General features: G+C 58.8%; 16 protein-coding genes. 10 read left to right on the top strand and 6 right to left on the bottom strand.

Annotation, left to right across the window (positions count from 1 at the left end; genetic code table 11):
- Window positions 1-609: 609 nt before the first annotated feature.
- The 6 genes from E1832_RS05820 to E1832_RS23180 all read left to right on the top strand — a co-directional run bounded on the left by E1832_RS05820 (window position 610) and on the right by E1832_RS23180 (window position 4,956).
- Window positions 610-1,008, top strand: a complete 399-nt coding sequence (locus tag E1832_RS05820; protein WP_133358793.1) for a hypothetical protein — start codon at window positions 610-612, stop codon at window positions 1,006-1,008.
- A gap of 74 nt (window positions 1,009-1,082) precedes the next feature.
- Window positions 1,083-1,304, top strand: coding sequence for a putative periplasmic lipoprotein (locus tag E1832_RS05815; RefSeq protein WP_133358792.1), 222 nt, complete (start codon window positions 1,083-1,085; stop codon window positions 1,302-1,304).
- Window positions 1,304-2,764: a TolC family protein gene (locus E1832_RS05810; RefSeq protein ID WP_133358791.1), complete on the top strand. Its 1,461-nt coding sequence runs from the start codon at window positions 1,304-1,306 to the stop codon at window positions 2,762-2,764. The genes E1832_RS05815 and E1832_RS05810 overlap by 1 nt, the downstream gene beginning before the upstream one ends.
- 11 nt (window positions 2,765-2,775) lie before the next feature.
- The gene (locus E1832_RS05805) at window positions 2,776-4,134 is read left to right on the top strand and encodes a multicopper oxidase family protein (protein ID WP_133358790.1); all 1,359 of its coding nucleotides are present in this window, start codon (window positions 2,776-2,778) and stop codon (window positions 4,132-4,134) included.
- Window positions 4,135-4,179: 45 nt separating this feature from the next.
- Window positions 4,180-4,650 (top strand): cupredoxin domain-containing protein, encoded by a 471-nt coding sequence (locus tag E1832_RS23185; protein ID WP_342635560.1) that lies wholly within the window; start codon window positions 4,180-4,182, stop codon window positions 4,648-4,650.
- Between the two features lie 24 nt (window positions 4,651-4,674).
- Window positions 4,675-4,956, top strand: a complete 282-nt coding sequence (locus E1832_RS23180) for a copper-binding protein (protein ID WP_342635559.1) — start codon at window positions 4,675-4,677, stop codon at window positions 4,954-4,956.
- A 784-nt stretch (window positions 4,957-5,740) separates the two neighbouring features.
- Here the strand turns inward: E1832_RS23180 and E1832_RS05795 are convergent.
- The 4 genes from E1832_RS05795 to E1832_RS05780 form a co-directional block, all read right to left on the bottom strand.
- A complete protein-coding gene (locus E1832_RS05795) occupies window positions 5,741-6,235 on the bottom strand; it encodes a hypothetical protein (protein WP_133358789.1) in 495 nt (164 codons plus the stop codon).
- The gene (locus E1832_RS05790; RefSeq protein ID WP_133358788.1) at window positions 6,219-7,415 is read right to left on the bottom strand and encodes an ATP-dependent nuclease; all 1,197 of its coding nucleotides are present in this window, start codon (window positions 7,413-7,415) and stop codon (window positions 6,219-6,221) included. Before E1832_RS05790 ends, E1832_RS05795 begins: the two co-directional genes overlap by 17 nt.
- Window positions 7,416-7,613: 198 nt before the next feature.
- Entirely contained in the window at window positions 7,614-8,249 is a 636-nt protein-coding gene (locus E1832_RS05785; protein ID WP_165978808.1) for a uracil-DNA glycosylase family protein, read from the bottom strand.
- Between the two features lie 41 nt (window positions 8,250-8,290).
- The gene (locus E1832_RS05780; protein ID WP_133358786.1) at window positions 8,291-8,497 is read right to left on the bottom strand and encodes a hypothetical protein; all 207 of its coding nucleotides are present in this window, start codon (window positions 8,495-8,497) and stop codon (window positions 8,291-8,293) included.
- 46 nt (window positions 8,498-8,543) lie between these two features.
- Between E1832_RS05780 and E1832_RS05775 the strand changes: the two genes are divergently transcribed.
- The 3 genes from E1832_RS05775 (at window position 8,544) to E1832_RS05765 (ending at window position 12,598) form a co-directional block, all read left to right on the top strand.
- Window positions 8,544-9,755 carry a DNA cytosine methyltransferase gene (locus E1832_RS05775; protein WP_245513843.1) on the top strand — a complete coding sequence of 404 codons (1,212 nt, stop codon included), beginning with the start codon at window positions 8,544-8,546 and terminating at the stop codon, window positions 9,753-9,755.
- Window positions 9,756-9,759: 4 nt separating this feature from the next.
- Window positions 9,760-10,677, top strand: coding sequence for a NotI family restriction endonuclease (locus E1832_RS05770; RefSeq protein WP_133358784.1), 918 nt, complete (start codon window positions 9,760-9,762; stop codon window positions 10,675-10,677).
- A gap of 637 nt (window positions 10,678-11,314) precedes the next feature.
- Window positions 11,315-12,598, top strand: a complete 1,284-nt coding sequence (locus E1832_RS05765; protein WP_133358783.1) for a hemolysin family protein — start codon at window positions 11,315-11,317, stop codon at window positions 12,596-12,598.
- A gap of 329 nt (window positions 12,599-12,927) precedes the next feature.
- Here the strand turns inward: E1832_RS05765 and E1832_RS05760 are convergent, their stop codons facing one another.
- Window positions 12,928-14,556 carry a long-chain-fatty-acid--CoA ligase gene (locus E1832_RS05760; RefSeq protein WP_133358782.1) on the bottom strand — a complete coding sequence of 543 codons (1,629 nt, stop codon included), beginning with the start codon at window positions 14,554-14,556 and terminating at the stop codon, window positions 12,928-12,930.
- 245 nt (window positions 14,557-14,801) lie between these two features.
- Between E1832_RS05760 and E1832_RS05755 the strand changes: the two genes are divergently transcribed.
- The gene (locus tag E1832_RS05755; protein ID WP_133358781.1) at window positions 14,802-15,281 is read left to right on the top strand and encodes an acyl-CoA thioesterase; all 480 of its coding nucleotides are present in this window, start codon (window positions 14,802-14,804) and stop codon (window positions 15,279-15,281) included.
- Between the two features lie 141 nt (window positions 15,282-15,422).
- On the opposite strand, the gene pgi is transcribed toward E1832_RS05755, so the two are convergent.
- A complete protein-coding gene (pgi, locus tag E1832_RS05750) occupies window positions 15,423-17,030 on the bottom strand; it encodes a glucose-6-phosphate isomerase (protein WP_133358780.1) in 1,608 nt (535 codons plus the stop codon).
- Window positions 17,031-17,049 lie beyond the last annotated feature (19 nt).

The raw sequence follows: 17,049 nt of genomic DNA, 5'->3' as shown, positions 1-17,049 counted from the left end.
GGCCGCTGACATCGGTCTCTAACATCTGGTTTGAGCGCAGAGTTTCAAGTGGGCTTCTGCGATATCCTTGCAAATACACGGGCCGCGGTCGGGAGGGGGAATTTCCTGGCATTTTCCCCCTTGGCGTTTTGGTTGTCAGGTCTGAGCGCCACGCGGCCGGCGAGTCTCTTTGTCAGGGCGCGCGAAGTCCGCCCGCGGCTAGGACCATCGCCTTGAAATATCTCGAAAGCTGAACCGTCAGAGGTGCGGCAGGCTATTTCTTTCCGCCCGTTTTCGCCTCAGATCCGGACCCCGCATACAGCGCCATTTGCCATCCACGCCAGATGCCGACACTGGCTTGCCATGGCGGGGCTTCCCATCGGCACGGCATCAGAATTCAAGGCGCTAGATATCACCAGGCTCGACGTGAAAAGGGCCCGGCTGGTTAGGCCAAGCGGTGTGCTGCTCGGCATCGCGTTGCGGACCGGAAACCAGACGATGCGGGGCAGGCCACCAAGTGGATGGATGCGCGATTGTTCATCTGACATCCGACAGGGTCACGAAAAAGTTGGCAACCTTCCGGCACTGTAATAATTGACAGGGTCGGGATTACCCGACATCCATCGGCACATGGCATCAAAAACCGCCCTTTTCAAAGCTTTGCAGGCACTTCCGTGCACGGTCTTTGCATTGATGCTGGTCTTTTGGCTGCCCTCGGTCGGCCACTCCCATGATGCGATGCACGGCGCCCACGTCTCGGCGTCGTCGCATGCGAAGAGTGATCATTCCCACAACCCACATGCAAACCTCCTTGCGGTGGAAGACGATTGCTCTGAAATGCTGATGAACCAAGCGAGCAGTGAGAATGGCGATAAGTGTTGCGGCGAGGTTTGTCTGACGTTGGTGCTAACGGAAATGCAGCTGCTTTTGGTTTCGGCAGACCAAAACTGCCATGAACCGATCATGATAACACCACTTGTTGCCTTTGCCCCTGTCGGCTTTCTGCGCCCGCCCAGACACCTGGTCTGATCGCAGGCCTCTATGAGGCCCAATGGCCCGGTGCCCGACACCGCGCCAATTTCGTCAGACTTCAGGATACCCATATGAAATCTCATCTTATTGCGGGGGTTTGCGCCCTCGGACTCGGGGCCTGCGCACAGGCGCCGACACCTTTGCCGGATGTCACGGCACAACAGGCCTCTGTGAACCCCGCAGTCGTCTCGGCAATCGCCTATGCCAATCCCCTGATGGACTACAGTTATCGCGCACCCACCGGGCCGCGCGACTGGCGTACGGTCAACGACGAACAGTCGGAGGGCAACTGATGCGCTATCTCCGAAAATCCGTGGTCCTTGGCCTACCCCTGATCATGGGAGCCTGCGCGACCGCCGTGCCCGGCATCTATACCGAACCGACGGCGGGCTTTGCCACCATCTCCAGCCAGACCGCGGCGGCGATCGGCAAGCGCACCGCCTTCGCGCAAAGCCAGGCTGAAAACGGCGCGCTGAGGCGTGACGTTCATGCAATGGTGCATAAAAAGACCATCTCGGCAGATACCGCCGTGCAGGTCGCCCTGCTGAACAACAAGGGCCTCCAAGCTTCTTATGCAAATGTCGGCCTCTCAGCGGCCGAGGCATGGCAGCAAGCGACGCCGGAAAACCCAGTGGTTTCTATCGGCGTTCTGGGCATCGGCGCCGCGGAACTGGGTGCCTACCGCGCCATTGAGGGCATGATCGCCACCAACATACAGGATGCCCGGACCCGTAAGCAGCGGCTGGCGCTGGCGGATGTGAACTTCCGCACCGCGCAGGCCGAGGCGGTCGGTGACACACTGAGGCTTGCCAACCAGACGCGCATAGCCTGGGTCAACGCGGTTGCCGCCTTCGAAACCGTGGCCTTTCTTCGGCAAGCCAAGGCGACATCCGACGCTGGTTCGGAGCTGGCGCAGAGACTTGGCGAAACCGGCGCGCTGAATCGGGCCGGACAGGCCCGCGAACAGGCGTTCAACGCCGAACTCGCAGGACAACTGGCGCGGGCGCGGCTGAACGCCGCCCGTGCCAAGGAGGAGCTGACCCGCCTCATGGGGCTATGGGGCAGCGAAGTGGATTATTTCGTCCCCAATGCCCTGCCGTCACTGCCGAGCTCTGTTGGATCGATCACCAATCTCGAGGCGCGGGCGTTACAGAACCGCGTCGACCTGCGCATAGCCAGGCTTGGGCTAGAGGCGCAGGCCGCCGCCTTTGGCCTGACCGACAGGACGCGGCTGATAACCGATCTGGAATTCATTGCCGGTTTCGAGAGTGAACGGGAAATCGAGAAAGGCAGACGTGAAACCGCGACCACCCCGCAGCTTGAACTGGAATTTGCCATTCCGATCTACGACACCGGTCAGGCTCGGATGCGCAAGGCCGAACTAGGGTACCTTCAGGCGGCAAACGTGCTGGCGGAAAAAGCCGTCAATGTGCGCTCAGAGGCGCGTGGCGCCGAAGTCGCCTATCACGCCTCGTACAGGATCGCGCGCCACTATCGCGATGTGCTGGTGCCGCTCCGCGCCACGGTCGAGCAAGAAGGGTTGCTGTCCTACAACGGCATGATCACCAATACCTTCGAACTGCTGACGGATGTGCGCGAAAAGCTGGGCGCCGAACTGGAGGCGGCCAATGCCAAGCGAGATTTCTACCTGAGCCAGGCTGAGCTGACCGCCGCGATCTATGGCGGCGGCGCCGGTGGTGAGAATGGCGGCGAAAGCGCTGCAATCGCCGCCGGTGGCGGCGCTGGACATTGAGGAGAACCGAGATGCTGAACAGACGCCAATTGCTAGGGGCCGGCGCCACGGGGGCCGCCCTTGTCTCGTCCCAGGCCTGGGGAAAGACCCTGAACATGGGATTGCCAGAGGCCGCCGTAATGAACAGCGCGGCCACCATCATTACACCACGTCCCGGTTCCGGGCGGGACTATACACCCGTGGTCACGCTCAACGGCTGGACCCTGCCGCACCGCATGAACAATGGGGTCAAGGAATTCCACCTTGTCGCCGAGCCGGTGGAACGGGAACTGGCCGACGGCATGATTGCCCACCTCTGGGGCTATAATGGTCAATCCACCGGACCGACGATCGAGGCCGTCGAAGGCGACCGCGTACGCATCTATGTCACCAACCGCTTGCCCGAACATACCACGGTGCACTGGCACGGCCTCATCCTGCCATCGGGCATGGACGGCGTCGGCGGACTGTCGCACCCCGGCATCCCACCGGGCAAAACCTATGTCTATGAGTTCGACCTGACCAAGTCCGGCACTTTCATGTATCACCCGCATGCCGACGAGATGGTGCAAATGGCCATGGGGATGATGGGCTTTTTCATCGTCCACCCCAAAGACCCTGCCTTCATGCCGGTTGATCGGGATTTCCTGATCATGCTGAACGCCTTCGACATCGACCCCGGCACTTACGTGCCGCGGATCATGACCATGACCGACTTCAATCTCTGGACCTGGAACAGCCGTATCTTTCCAGACATCGATCCGCTGGTCGTGAACAGGGGTGACAGGGTGCGCGTGCGCGTCGGCAACCTTACCATGACCAACCACCCAATCCACATGCACGGCTATGACTTCAAGGTCACCTGCACAGACGGCGGCTGGGTGCCTGAAAGCGCGCAATGGCCCGAGGTCACCATCGACATCCCCGTGGGCGCGATGCGCGCCTATGAATTCGTGGCTGACCACCTGGGCGACTGGGCGATCCATTGTCACAAGTCGCACCACACGATGAACGCAATGGGCCATGACGTGCCCACCTTCATCGGGGTGAACAAGTCGCAACTGACCAAGAAGATCCGCACCTTCCAGCCGGAATACATGCCCATGGGCATGGCGGGCATGGCCGATATGGGGCGCATGGAAATGGAGCTGCCGGAGAACACTGTGCCGATGATGACCGGCTGGGGTCGGCATGGCCCGATTGAAATGGGCGGCATGTTCTCTGTCGTGAAGGTTCGAGAAGGGATCGATCCCGACGATTACGAAGATCCGGGTTGGTATGAAAATCCACCCGGCGAGCAGGCCTGGGAATGGACCGGAGAATTGCCCGAGTTCACCCGGGTGAATGACGCAAAAACCCGCCTCACCGAAAAAGCAACCTCCCGGGGCTGAATCGCTTCGGAGGCAGACAACTCAACGAAACCAAAAGGAAATGCCATGAAATCTGTGTTCTTTACCACGATCCTATCCGTCGCACTGGCTGGCGCGGCCTTTGCCGCAGGTGAACATGCGGGCGGCCATGGCCACGCCATGATGGCCATCGGTAAACCCGGTGATCGTCACTTTGACCGGACCGTCGAAATCACCATGCGAGAAACCGAAGATGGCATGGTCTATGAACCCGCCGAATTGAACTTCAATGCCGGCGAAACGATCAAGTTCGTCATCACCAACGCCGGCGAATTCGAACATGAATTCGTGATGGATACGTCAGAGAAGAACCAGGAGCACAAGGCGCTCATGGCCAAGATGGACATGGAGCACGACGACCCCAATTCGGTTCGCCTCGATCCCGGCATGAAGGGCGAGATCCTCTGGACATTCTCCAACGCCGGAACCTTCGAATTCGCCTGCCTGATCCCCGGCCACTACGAATCGGGCATGCACGGTCCGATCACCGTCAACTGAACCCTGCAGACCAAGGAAACTGACATGATGTATTTGAAGACAGTTGGGCTCACCGCCCTGGCGCTTGCGCTCAGCGCGGGGCTGGCGATGGCCGAGACCTACACAAAGGGCAAAATCAAGAAGGTCGACGCCAAGGCCGGCAAGGTCACGATCATCCACGAAGAACTGGTGGATCTGGACATGCCCGCGATGACCATGGTGTTCCGTGCCAACGAAGAGATGATCGTAAATATGGCCGAGGGCCAGGACATCGAGTTTGTCGCCGCACGCGTAGATGGCAAGCTGACGGTCATCGCTCTCAAGTAATTCGCAGCGACCTACTCGCCGGCACCCCGATAAGAAGGGCAATGGTCCGTCATGGATCATTGCCCCGATCCGAGATCGCCGGCAAACTAATTGTGCGCGCATGCCGAAAGCGCCTGATAGCCGTTGCTGGGGACGCATGAAGCAAGCCAGCAACAATACCATTTTCGCAAGGCTCGTCGCAGCGGCCGGGATGATGCAGCAGCCAAAGCGCCGTTGCTACGCTCGATGAAGTCACCACCCAAGCCGATCTACAGAACCATTTTGCTGCTCCTTCTTCGCAAAGGAATTTGGGGCCCGCCTAACGACAAGACCCCGGCGGCACGCTTCCGAAGCGCCCTGGGCAACGACACCTGAGCAAATTCTCGATCACAATTCACGACGGTGAAGTTTCGGGACGACCCCCAGTGCGGCATCTTTGCAAAGGTCGCCTCCCTGCTCATTGCCGACCTCTATACCAGGTGCGGCGAAGGTCGGGCGCCAGCCCAAAGCGGACCCATACTTGGCGACCATCCACCCGAGCCAGCACACGCAGGTCGGGCGGGAAGTGTGAATTCGCTGCAAGTGCTCGGCCCGCGCCTCGGAAACGCGAAAGCGGCCATCCAGAGGCCGAAAGACCCATCCAACCATGCCGCGCCTTCACACCAAGGGCAGCCATGCGCAGGGAGTGGACTTTGCAAAGTTAAATTAGCGGCCATTTTCTAACGTTTCGTGTGAGGTTTGTCATTGGTCTAAAGTCGGTTATTTTCGGTTTTCGCAGAAACTCTGCCTTTCGAATAAATTGAAACTAAAATGTTTTAGAGATTTTTGTCATAAGTTTTTGCATCTCCTTTAGGTCATTATCAGTGAGATCGCCCCTCTTGAACTTTTCTAAAGCCGCCCTTTTTAGATTGGATTTCGCTGACCTACGTGCAGAGCTGTTAGCTGATCCGAGCGCAGCAACATCCTTAACATTTTCGGCATAGACTTCTGCAAGGATTGCTGCGGGTAGCAGGCCCTCTATACACTCACTTCCATGCTGGTCGATCCCAATGGAGCAAAAATCTTTATCGGCGCTCAAGCCTATGGATTCGAGCTTAGGTTTCACTTCCCTTTCAGCATCCAAGTCAAATGTGATGAACACTCGCTCAAGGCGAGATAGCATAAACTGCAGCACTTGGGTGTTCTTTAGCGCGTCCTTACCCCCATAACTGACGACTTCTACATCTTCAGGTATCGAGTAAATTTTTGGGTATTTTGACTTAAGAATATCGAAGTATTCGACATCAATATCTCCTTCCACCAAAACAATTCTCGAGTTTGGAGATGCGACGATTTTTTTTCCAAGGTATGAACTCACCTGACACCACACCTAAATTGTCGGCAAAAGGCAACATCCAGTCATCGCCAGATACATCCATCCTCACGGTCTCTTTGAGTTTCTTTCGTGAGACTTTCCTCTCTAAGAGTATATTTGCTTCTGGTTTTGTTTGATTCAGCATATACGGACTGTGTGTCGTCGCGAGAATCTGTATGCCAAAATCCTCCGCCAAGTTATTCAATACTCTACCAAATTCAGCTTGAGCCGATGGATGCAAAAAACTCTCCGGCTCTTCGACAATGACAACCGGCGTCGATCTGCTTTCGGGGGATTGCGATTTTCTTATACGGTCAGCCTCCAACACTGAAATCAATACCCTCGTTCGATTTTGTGTGCCAGAACCCCAACCACCTAGATTCACATCAACGCTTTTGTCGTTTAGCTTGACATTTAATGGAAACCGCGACGACCCACCTCTGTCGAGGGTTGTCAACTCCACTTCATAGTTTTCGCCAAGCCTTCCCAGAAGTGCGCTCAGATCTTCTTTATGCTGTTTGGCCGCATTTTTGACCTTGTTTGATAAATTTCTTTCAGCGTCAGAGATCTTTTTTCGATCTTCTTGGGAAAAATGAGATTCGAGCACTTCCGTCATTTCGCCCGAAAAGTAATATATGCTTCTGCTTGGAACGGTCGAGTTATGCACCACCAAGTTATCTGCAGATTTTAGCTTTTTTGCTATCTCACTCGAATTTTGACCGTCTAATTCTTGGCCGTTGACCCGACAAATTAGTCTGCTCCTTCCGCCAACAGTAAAGGTCTCTATTATCCTTACTCGAGCAGCATCACCTTCGATTGGCGCCGATGCGAATTTGTCCACGACAAAGAATACCTCAGCGTCATCATGACGGTCCAGCTCTAATCTTACTGATATTTCCATTTCTTCAGTTGATGACCATTGGGTGTGATCTCGTTCGAAGGACAATGCGTTTTCACCGTGAAAAAAAGGGCGATCCTCGTTGTCCAAAAAGTGCCTAATTATCGTGACGATTGCGGTCTTTCCGGCATTGTTGCGGCCACTTAAGGTGCAATAATCATCCTCGAAGCTGACGCCTAAATCTTCTAGTGTGCGAAAGTTCTTCGCACTTACCTCGCGCAGTTTCATTCAGGTACCTGCCCTTTCAAAACCCTTTGGCACAAGCATAACTTGGGGTTGTTCTTTAGGGAAGCAGACTTTCAAGTGGGGCGCGGAGAGAGAACGTTTCCGTGCCCGCCTCAACCGAACCCTCATGTCCGCTTTGGGCTGACTGCCGACTTTTCTGCCCGGAGATGATTCCAGTCTTTCCCATCTAGTTTTGCTGGATCAAGGCTCCTTGATCGGGAGCAGTTCATCCAATACCTCGGTGCTTTGAGGTCTTGTGATGATGCCGAAGCGGGACAGGTGCGGCAATCCGACGAACCGCCCCCCGTCAAATCGTCCTTTATACGCCGCAACCCGGCCCCATCCGACATCATGCTTTGTAAGCTCTTCGATGCCTAGGAGGTTGACCACAATCCTGCGAGTTTGGGAACCCATCGTAATGACCAGCGCAGGCTTGGCCGAACGCAATACCTCCTCCCAGAGCTCCGTTCCGAATTGGACCGAGTCCTCCGGGTTTTTCAGGCTCTGCCAATCTCTCGAGCGGAAAGGGACGAGGTTTCCCGCCAAGACATGTTCCGGCTTGGTATCTAACCTCTCGAACAGAGCTAGAACCTGTCTCTGGAGCCTGCTTTCACCCGGTGCGCAACCGACCCAGCTTTCATGGCTATAGGCACTTCCGCTTTCCATCGCGTATGTGGCATGCGCGTCATCCTCAGCCGATCCTCCGGGGTTTAGTCCTAAGAAAGCAATTCGGGCTCCTTGCAAGGTTTCCGCAGGGCTGTAGAGAAACCGCCAACCAAGGGCATTTCCACTTCGTTGGTATGCTGCTTCGATGCGGTCCCTGAAATCCGTCGTCATTCTCATCTCGCCCCGGGTTGCCCTGATGGCCTCATGCTGCACTAGGTACGACCGGCAGGAAAGGGCTGCATCCGGCCCTTCTCTGCGCTTGGCTTGAAGGTCGGCTCTGGGCCGTCCTTGCCGGGCCGGGTGTTGCTGCAACCGCGAATGGCGTTCGCTTCAGAACCGGCAGAATGCTTCCGCGCTGTGCCGCGGATGACGTGACGCAAAAAGAGAACAAACAGGGAAGACATCGTCACTTCTTTCATGCTAACGATGAGCACGGTAGAGCCTTCAAAAAAAAGGAGAGGCGCAGTGAAAGCCCAGTATACATCTATTGATTTGTTCTCTGGTGCCGGTGGGCTTTCGGAAGGGTTGCGCGTTTCTGGATTTAAGTCTCTGTACGCGAACGAAATTGTTGCACGTCACGCTGAAACCTACGCGCTCAACCATCCTGAAGCCGTCGTTGAGTCGAGAGATATTCGCTTGGTGGATGCGGGCGATGTCCGGCGCCAGCTGGGGCTGCAGAAAGGCGAACTTGATCTCGTAGCAGGTGGCCCGCCTTGTCAGGGCTTCTCGATCAACGCGCCCAAGCGGTCGATGGATGATGCACGCAACAGCCTTTTTCTTGAGTTCTTGCGCTTTGTTGATGAGTTTGAGCCGAAGGCGGTGCTGATCGAAAATGTGCCCGGTCTTGTGTCCTTCGAAGGTGGTGGCACCTTGCAGGCCATCTTGCAGGCATTGGGTCAGCACGGGTACAGGGCTGACGTGAAAATTCTTTACGCGCCGCATTTCGGTGTGCCGCAAACCCGGTGGCGGACCGTGATTATCGGCATTCGTGGCGATGAGGCCGATCCTCTCAGTGCCTTCCCAGAACCGGCTCGTAACGCGCCGCTTCGTGTCAATTTTACCTCCAACTTCGATGGGAAGAATATCGTTGCTCTTCCGACGAACCTTGAATTGCCCTCCTTCGTAAGTGTGCGCGATGCGATTGATGACCTACCCGCGCTGTCGAACGGGGAGACCGGTGCAAAACGCAAAGACTACAGGACTAAACCGCAGAATGATTTTCAGACTGCGATGCGCTATGACAGCAAGGGTGTCCTGAATCACGAGGCTCCGTGTCTTGGGGAGATCAACATCAAGCGCATGTCGTTCATTCCCCCTGGGGGGAACTGGACGGACATTCCTGAAGATCTCCTGCCGAAGGGTATGAGACGAGCGCGCCGCTCCGACCATACGAAGCGCTATGGTCGGGTTGCGCCAGAGGGTCTTGCCTCAACCATCCTGACGAAATGCGATCCTCATTGGGGAGCCTATTTCCACTACGATCAGGATCGCTGCTTCACGGTCAGAGAGGCAGCGCGGATTCAGACCTTCCCGGACAGCTTCCGTTTTGTTGGCTCCCGTGTTGAACAATACGAACAGGTCGGGAATGCAGTTCCGCCGCTGCTGGGCGCAGCGATAGGGAGTTCGATCCGAAGTGTTCTTGATGAATTGCGTAGGCGCGCGCGGAAGGTCTCATAACAGCATGGTCGCAACGATTTTCGAGTTCTTTGGGTATCGTGCTGATGATGCGTCTGACGTGGCGAAACGTGCGGCGCATACAGAAACATGCCCGATAAGCGGGGTTACCTGTCAGAAAAGCTTTAACGATGGGGTGGTGTCCGGTGTTTGCGCCATCAAGCCTATCACGAGCGAACCGGTAATATGCTGTCCGATCCGGCTCTATGCTGACGATTACCGCATGCTGTCCGATATTGCCGAACGCGCGTTCGGTCCCGACTTGGAGCTTGTCGCTGGTCGCGATGCCGTAAATTACGCGGTCGACCATCAGGATGAGTGTGTTGCGGTTTTCGGTAAAGGCTGGGGAGGTGAACTCCGCCTGCCGCAGAAGTCGAAAAAAGGCGGTTACTTTGTTGACTGGGTGCTGGCAAAGCTTAGCAATAGAGGTGATTTGATCGAATTCGTGGCGGTTGAGGTGCAGACGATCGATACGACGGGCACATACCGTCCAGGTTATGAAGCTCTCAAAAATGACCGTACGATTGAAAAGACAACTGCGGGGCTGAACTGGGAAAACGTTGCAAAGCGTATTCTGCCTCAGTTGATTTACAAGGGACAGATTCTGCAACGCGAAGAGCTGTGCAGAAGCGGTCTATTTTTTGTATGCCCCGCGCCGGTTTTCGAGCGGATCATGGAGCGCTTGGGTGGGCAAGAGGGCTTGATCCGCTACGCCCTCCAGCCGGCGTCGATTACCTTCGCGGTCTACGATTACGACATGCCGGATAATCCTGTCCCCAAAAGTCTGATACCGTTGAAGAATATGCTGAATCACTCGACCACGGTCTATAAGGTTCAGGAGGCATTTAACAACGTGACGCTGCCTGTAGAAAATGTCTACCGTGATGCAATCCTGCGAGCTCTCGGCAACACCATAAACCAATAGCCCTCTCGTTGGAGTAACTTAAGTATTTCATCATTACATGATAATTTGTGATTCCTGTCTTAACCAAAGCAGGCCGGCCATTCTTGCTGAGGGCTACAGTTCGAACCCAATGGCCTTGCTCAGTCGCTTGATTTCGACCAGCAGGAAAAGCGCATCATCTTGGGTAATCGGACGGGCGTGCATCGTGCAGATGCGCACCGGATAGAGGCGTCGAAAGGACTCCTCGACCGACGGCTTATGTTGAAACAGCGCTCCGAAGACGTCCCGCCAGTTATCCTTGCGGATAATGATGGCGGCGTAATCTGTGAAATCCGCATAGGCGATCAGTGGCTGTTCGGCCTGCCATCATCTACCTACCGCATATGCAGCGTGATGCACGAACGGCAGGAATGCGAAAGCTGCATCGCCGCGTAGACCGGCCCGATGAATGTCTGCAGTGGGCCGGAAGCAGCCTGACGGCACTGCGGCATGGCAACCGCAGTAAGACCAAGAAAGTAGACCTGCCGTAACCCGTGATTGGCCTCGCTTCTCCAAGTGGCCGCGGTGGTTTAGGGTCTCTTCACGCCGCGATCATTCTTCTGCTCAACGTCTTCGCCTGAAAAACCGACGCCCCATAGTTCTTACGGAACCTTGACACATGTTGCTTGAAATCGTGATCGTCTTTGCCCTGACCCTCGTGAACGGCGTGCTGGCGATGTCGGAACTTGCCATTGTCTCGTCCCGCAGTGCGAGATTGCAGGTCCTGGCAGACAACGGCAGCCGCAGTGCTGCGATCGCCATACGTCTGGCGGCCGATCCGGGCAAATTCCTGTCGAGTGTTCAGATTGGCATCACGCTCGTAGGCGTTCTTTCAGGGGCTTTTTCCGGTGCGACACTGGGGGTGCGGCTGGCCGACGGGTTCGCGGCGGTAGGAATGAGCCCAGTCTTGGCACAGACGCTCGGCGTTGGCGGGGTGGTCGTCGCGATCACCTTTCTTTCGTTGATCTTCGGGGAACTCGTCCCCAAGCAGATCGCGTTGCGTGCGCCTGAGGCCGTTGCCACCCGGATCGCGCCGCTGCTGAACATCATCGCGATCGTGGCAGCACCGGTTGTCTGGATCCTCGACAGTTCGGGCAAGCTGGTGCTGGCGCTTCTGGGTCAGTCCGGCGCGGTTGATCGCAACATAAGCGACGAAGAGGTCGAGCTGGTGCTGTCAGAAGCCCAGTCTGCCGGCATCATGGAAAAGGCCGAAACTGAAATGATCGCAGGCGTCATGCGGATTGCAGACCGCACCGCCCGCGGTCTGATGGTGCCACGGCACGAGGTGGATATGATCAACATCACCGAGAGCCCGGACGCGATCATCCGCCGGTTCCGCGACACCGGTCATTCGCGTCTGCCGGTTAGGGACGGTAGGCCGGACAATATCATCGGCATCCTGAAATCACGCGATTTCCTTAGTGCGAGCGTGGCGGACGCGGTGCAGGACCCCAAGTCACTGGTCTTTGAGGCACCCGTTGTCCGCGATGGCATGGCAGCACTTGATGTGCTGGAGGCGCTGCGCAAGTCCCGGGCCCATATGGTGCTGGTCTATGATGAGTATGGCCATTTCGAGGGGATCATCACGCCGATGGACGTGCTTGAAGCCATCGCGGGCGACTTCCCTGAAGGCGAGGAAGACCAGGCCAAAATCGTGGAACGCGAAGACGGGAGCCTTTTGGTGGCGGGCTGGATGCCGGCAGACGAATTCGCGGAACGGGTTGGCCTGACGCTCGAAGAAGACCGCGATTATGAAACAGTCGCCGGGTTGATCATCGAGAAGATGGACGCGTTGCCGCAGTTGGGCGACCACATCGACCTCGGCAATTGGCGCATCGAGGTTGTGGACCTTGACGGTCGACGCATCGACAAACTTTTGGTTCAGAGACGAGCCAGTCCGTGAACTCTTCTCGATCGTCCCGGCGCCAGATCAGATCCTGCAGCTTTATCGGACAGCCGCTTTGGAGAGACCGGCGCAGAGCTATGGGCAATGGTCGAACGGCAGCTCAGGGCCGACTGCTCCCACAGGCAGGATGCGAACGAAAGTCAGGAAGGTCCCGCATTGCGGATATCCAGAATGAACTACGCTCCCGCATTTTCTGCGAGAGCGTGATCCTGTTCCGGCCCGGCCAGCACGGGCGTGGCCACAATGGGCGCCAACCCCGTCTGCGCATCCGGCAGCCGGCCCGAAATCCCGGGCCGGCGCCGTTCTCTTCGCCTGTGGCGCGGGCCTTACGCCGCCCCCTCCAGCACATGCGCATATTGTTCGCGCAGCGTCCGCTTGAGCACCTTTCCGGTGGCGTTCAGCGGCAGCGCGTCGGTGAACACCACCCGGTCGGGGATCTGCCAGCTGGCGATCTTGTCCGTGTAATAGGCGCGCAGCTCTTCCTCGGTCGGCGTCTCGTCCGCGACCGGCACGGCGACCAGGACCGGGCGTTCGTCCCATTTCGGATGCGGCACGCCGATCACCGCCGCATTGGCCAGTTTGGGATGGCCCATCGCGATGTTTTCCAGCTCGACCGAACTGATCCATTCGCCGCCCGATTTGATAATATCCTTGGAGCGGTCGCGGATGGTCATATAGCCGTCCTCGTCCAGCGTCGCGACATCGCCGGTGGCGAACCAGCCGTCGTCCAGAATATCCTGATCGTCCATGCGGAAATAGCTATCGAGCACCCAATGGCCACGCACCAGCAGATCGCCCTGCGCCTCGCCATCGTTGGGCAGGGTCTTGCCGTGATCGTCGACGATCTTCAGCTCGATGCCGAACGGCGGCCGGCCCTGGTTCTCGCGCAGTTTCTGCTGCGCGGCGTCGGTCAGCGCCTTGTGCTTGGCCAGCGGGTGGTTGGAGGTGCCCAGCGGGCTCAGCTCGGTCATGCCCCAGGCATGCACCGTCTCGACCCCGTAGGTATCGCGGAACTCCGCGATCATCGACGGCGGACAGGCCGACCCGCCGATGACCGTGCGGGTGAGGCTGGCCAGTTTGGAGCCAGCCTGGCGCGCATAGGTCAAGAGCCCCAGCCAGATCGTCGGCACCCCCATGGCCAGGGTGACACCATGGCTGTCGATCAGCTTGACCAGCCCCTCGCCCGACATATCCGGCCCCGGCAGCGCCAGCGACGCCCCCGACATCGCGCAGGCATAGGGCGCGCCCCAGGCGTTGACGTGGAACATCGGCACCACCGGCATCACCACGTCCATCGCCGAATAGCCGATCACGTCGCGGGTATTGGAGGCAAAGCTGTGCAGCACGGTGGAGCGGTGGGAATAAAGAACGCCCTTCGGGTGCCCGGTGGTGCCGGAGGTATAGCAAAGGCTCGAGGCGGTGTTCTCGTCGAACTCCGGCCACTCGAAATCCGCATCCCCGGTCTGTACGAAATCGTCGTAGAATTCCACGCCGGGAAGTTGCTCGGCCAGCTTGTCGTCATGCGGGCCCATCACGATCACATGCTCGAGGTTTGGCAGCTGATCGCGCAGCTTGGCGACCAGCGGCAGGAAGGTGGCGTCGACAAAGAGCACCTTATCCTCGGCGTGGTTGAGAATGTAGACGAGCTGTTCCGGGAACAGCCGCGGGTTGATGGTGTGGCAGACAAAGCCGGCGCCGGAGACGCCGAAATAGATCTCCAGATGGCGCCGGTTGTTCCAGGCGATGGTGCCGCAGCGCGCTTGCGGATCGAGTCCCAGCTTGGTCAGCGCCGAGCCCAGCATCCGGGCATTTCGCCCCACCGCGCCCCAGCTTGTTTCCTCGGCGCCGCCGCCGGTGGTGTTCACTGAGATGATCGGCGTCTCGGCGTGATAGCGCACGGCGTGATCGATCAGGGACGAAATCAGCAGGGGTTTGGTCATCATCTGGCCAAGCATGGCACACTCCTCGGTGTTGCGGTCGGGCCGGTCCGGCCCGGATCTGTCGAATGTCGAGAAGCCTGAGCGTCGCGCCGCCTGTCCTGCTGCGCCAGATGCCCATCTTCCTCCCACGCCAATTCCTGCCAACCGCGGGGAGGCTTGGCAATAACTGACGTTCCGGAACACCGGGTTTCTTGTGGCCGCGCGCCGTCGCAGGACACAACCGGCTTGCCGAACCGCCGCAGCCCGCGTAGCAAACCGGCATGGACCTTCGCTATCTCACCCCGCTGACACCCGAGGAACAGACCGCCCATGGCCTGAGCGCGCCGCAGCCGATGGCGATGGCCGACCGGGTTCGGTTTTCGGAACTCGACAATCAGAACCACGTTAACAACAAGGCCTATGTGGACTGGTTCGAACGGGTGCGGATCGAACATCTGAACCGGACGATCGTGCCCCATTTCGCCCCCGGCCCCGCCCCGCGCGTGGCGCTGCACAGCGCCACGGTCCGGTATCACAAGGAAATGCTGGCCGATGAGGCCTATATCGCCACCGCCCGGGTGGCCGCTTTCCGCACCTCGTCCTTCACGCTGGAGCAGCAGATCTGGTCGGGCGATCTGCGCGCCTCTCTGCTGGGAATTCTGGTCATGCTGCGCCCGGACGGCAGCGGCGCGCGGTATCCGCTGCCCGAGACGCTCTGCGCCTACCTGATCAAGGAAGAAGGCGCCCAGGGCGAGGTATAGAGCGTCGCTCATTCCGTCCGAACCGGCGCAACGGTCCCCGCCTGTTTCCGCGCCTGCGCGTCGGCCTTCGGGCCTGCTCCGCGCAGGAGGCACTAGCTTATGGCTTCGCCCGGGTCTGCGTGCTGAGCCCTCGGGCGACCTTTAGGCCCCGTTGCGCCGCACGAACGCCACCAACGCCGCGGTGGACCCGTCCAGCCCCCCGGTGGAGTCATCGCCATCCAGCACCGGCCCGAGCGATGTCGCCATCTCCTTGCCCAGCTCGACCCCGAACTGATCGAAGGAATTGATCCCCAGGATCACCCCCTCGACGAACACCCGATGCTCGTAAAGCGCGATGATCTGGCCCAGCACGAAGGGGGTGAGCTGCGGATAGCTCAGAGTGACCGAGGGCCGGTTGCCCGCAAACACCCGGTGCCGCGCCTGCCGGTCCAGTTCCGCGCCCTCCCCGCCCTGCGCCGCCATCTTCGCGCGGGCCTGTTCCGGCGAGCGCCCCAGCATCAGCGCCTTGGACTGGGCCAGGCAACTGGCGATCAGCAGGCGGTGATGATGCGCCAGGTCCGGCTCATGCCCGCGGGCGGCGATCAGAAACTCGCAGGGCACCACATCTGTGCCCTGATGCAACAGCTGGAAAAAGGCATGCTGCCCGTTGGTACCCGGCTCGCCCCAGACGATCGGGCCGGTGCGGCCCATCACGGGGCTGCCGTCCATCGCCACGGACTTGCCGTTCGATTCCATCTCCAGCTGCTGGAGATACGCCGGCAGACGCGCCAGACGCTGGTCATAAGGAAGCACCGCGCGGGTCGGGTAGCCACAGACGCGGCTGTGCCAGAGCCCGGTCAGCGCCATCAGTACCGGCAGGTTTTCGCCCCAAGGCGCGGCGCGGAAATGATCGTCCATCGCCTGACCGCCGCGCAGGAACTCGATGAAGGTCTCCGGCCCCACCGCGATCATCAGCGGCAGCCCGATCGGCCCCCAGATCGAATAGCGCCCGCCAACCCAGTCCGCGAAACCGAACGCGCGTTCCGGTGGGATGCCAAAATCGCCGGCCCGCTCCATCGCGTTGGTAATGGCCGAGAACTGCCGCGCCGGGTCGCCGCCGCCACGCGCCATCCAGTCCCGGGCGGTGTGTGCATTGGTCATGGTTTCGACCGTGGTAAAGGTCTTTGAGCTTACGTTGACCCAGGTGGTTTTCGGATCGAGCGCCTTCAGCGTATCCGCTATATGCGCGCCGTCCACATTGGAGACGTAATGCAGTCGCGGCCCGTCGTGATAGGGTGCCAGCGCCAGTGTCGCCATCGCCGGACCCAGGTCCGAGCCGCCGATGCCAATGTTCACCACATCGGTGACCGGTCCACCGCAGCCGGTGAGCGCGCCGCTGCGCACCGCCGCCGCGAAGGTCTGCATCCGCCCCAGGCAGGCCCGGACCTGCGGCATCACGTCGACGCCCTCGACTACCACCGGCCCGCCGTCAAGATTGCGCAGCGCGCTGTGCAGGGCGGCGCGATGTTCGGTCTCGTTGATCAGTGCGCCGGCGAACATCGCCGCGCGCCGTGCGGCGAGGTCACGCCGATCGCACAGCGCGGTCAGCGTCTTGCGGATCCCGTCATCGATCTGTGTCTTGGAATAGTCCAGCCGCACCCCGTCCGCTTCGATGCTGAACCTGTCCGCCCTATTCCGATCCTTTTCGAACAGCTCACCGATCCGACGCCCCTGCGCCTGGTCGTGCAGAGCTTTCAATTCCCGCCACATAAAACGTCTTGCCTCTAAT

The organism is Antarcticimicrobium luteum (genome assembly GCF_004358185.1).
Taxonomy (GTDB): domain Bacteria; phylum Pseudomonadota; class Alphaproteobacteria; order Rhodobacterales; family Rhodobacteraceae; genus Antarcticimicrobium; species Antarcticimicrobium luteum.
The sequence above is the reverse complement of the archived record's forward strand: the minus strand, read 5'-3'. Positions and strand labels throughout refer to the sequence as shown.

Excerpts from the sequence above, each read along its gene's own strand:
- E1832_RS05820 (WP_133358793.1), top strand. The coding sequence starts at position 610 with ATGGCATCAAAAACCGCCCTTTTCAAAGCTTTGCAGGCACTTCCGTGC.
- E1832_RS05815 (WP_133358792.1), top strand. The coding sequence starts at position 1,083 with ATGAAATCTCATCTTATTGCGGGGGTTTGCGCCCTCGGACTCGGGGCC.
- E1832_RS05810 (WP_133358791.1), top strand. The coding sequence starts at position 1,304 with ATGCGCTATCTCCGAAAATCCGTGGTCCTTGGCCTACCCCTGATCATG.
- E1832_RS05805 (WP_133358790.1), top strand. The coding sequence starts at position 2,776 with ATGCTGAACAGACGCCAATTGCTAGGGGCCGGCGCCACGGGGGCCGCC.
- E1832_RS23185 (WP_342635560.1), top strand. The coding sequence starts at position 4,180 with ATGAAATCTGTGTTCTTTACCACGATCCTATCCGTCGCACTGGCTGGC.
- E1832_RS23180 (WP_342635559.1), top strand. The coding sequence starts at position 4,675 with ATGATGTATTTGAAGACAGTTGGGCTCACCGCCCTGGCGCTTGCGCTC.
- E1832_RS05790 (WP_133358788.1), bottom strand. The coding sequence starts at position 7,415 with ATGAAACTGCGCGAGGTAAGTGCGAAGAACTTTCGCACACTAGAAGAT.
- E1832_RS05785 (WP_165978808.1), bottom strand. The coding sequence starts at position 8,249 with ATGACGACGGATTTCAGGGACCGCATCGAAGCAGCATACCAACGAAGT.
- E1832_RS05780 (WP_133358786.1), bottom strand. The coding sequence starts at position 8,497 with ATGAAAGAAGTGACGATGTCTTCCCTGTTTGTTCTCTTTTTGCGTCAC.
- E1832_RS05770 (WP_133358784.1), top strand. The coding sequence starts at position 9,760 with ATGGTCGCAACGATTTTCGAGTTCTTTGGGTATCGTGCTGATGATGCG.
- E1832_RS05765 (WP_133358783.1), top strand. The coding sequence starts at position 11,315 with ATGTTGCTTGAAATCGTGATCGTCTTTGCCCTGACCCTCGTGAACGGC.
- E1832_RS05760 (WP_133358782.1), bottom strand. The coding sequence starts at position 14,556 with ATGCTTGGCCAGATGATGACCAAACCCCTGCTGATTTCGTCCCTGATC.
- E1832_RS05755 (WP_133358781.1), top strand. The coding sequence starts at position 14,802 with ATGGACCTTCGCTATCTCACCCCGCTGACACCCGAGGAACAGACCGCC.
- pgi (WP_133358780.1), bottom strand. The coding sequence starts at position 17,030 with ATGTGGCGGGAATTGAAAGCTCTGCACGACCAGGCGCAGGGGCGTCGG.